The sequence below is a fragment of the Vibrio sp. 1580 genome, assembly GCF_033340055.1.
This window is the reverse complement of sequence record NZ_JAWOVT010000107.1, coordinates 1-932: the sequence shown is the minus strand read 5'-3', so window position 1 is coordinate 932 and position 932 is coordinate 1. Positions and strand designations below refer to the sequence as shown.

General features: G+C 46.0%; 1 protein-coding gene. It reads right to left on the bottom strand.

The features are described 5' to 3' along the window. Positions 1–66 precede the first annotated feature (66 nt). Positions 67–932, bottom strand: an 866-nt coding sequence (locus R7093_RS24340) for an ABC transporter permease (RefSeq protein WP_318146899.1), incomplete at its 5' end; no start/stop codon positions are given.

Below are 932 nucleotides of genomic sequence, written 5' to 3'. Positions count from 1 at the left end.
AAAATACCAAGTAGCCTGCGTAAGCCATTCTCTCACTTTTTGAAGCGTAGTTTGGTAGTGCCATGGTTATCCTCCTACCTTAATGTTATTTATGCCAACCACACGGTTAAACACATAAAACAGCGCGAGCACGACAAACAAAAGCAGCCCACCTAACGCCCCCGCCATTCCCCAGTTGAGCGAGGTTTGCATGTGGTACGCAATCATATTGGAGATCATTTGCCCACTCCTTCCTCCCACGAGTGCCGGCGTAATGTAAAAACCAATCGAAAGAATAAACGTGAGCAACGCTCCAGCGCCAATACCCGGTAAAGTAAGCGGCATGTAGACTTTGACGAATGCAACAAGAGGGGGCGCCCCTAAGGAACGAGCAGCGCGGAAATACGTTGGACTGATGCCTTTCATTACACTGTAGAGCGGCAGAATCATAAAAGGCAATAAGATGTGTACCATAGAAACAACCGTACCAAAGGTATTGTGTATCATCTGAATTCGCTCAGACGTTAAACCAGACCAAATCAGTAAATCATTAATCACCCCCTGATTTTGCAACAACACAATCCAAGAGGTCGTACGGACCAATAGTGACGTCCAAAAAGGCAGTAGCACCACGATCAACAGCAAGTTGGCGCGTTTGTCTGGCAAGTTTGCTAACAGATACGCCACGGGATAAGCCATCAACAAACAAATCACGGTAATTAAGATCGACATCCAAAAGGTTTTAAAGAAAAGGTCAACGTAGATCTGCCGTTTTTCTGGTTGCGCTTCAATCTCGCCCATTTCGTTCACCTGCATATCCAATGCCGCAAGGTAATGGTTGACGGTTATCGCACCGCTCAGGTTCTTAAAAGCAACCCAATGTTTTGCATCCGCCCAGCGTTTATCAAGCCTACTCAGTTCTTTTATTGACGTAGGAAGCACTTCTAAACGAG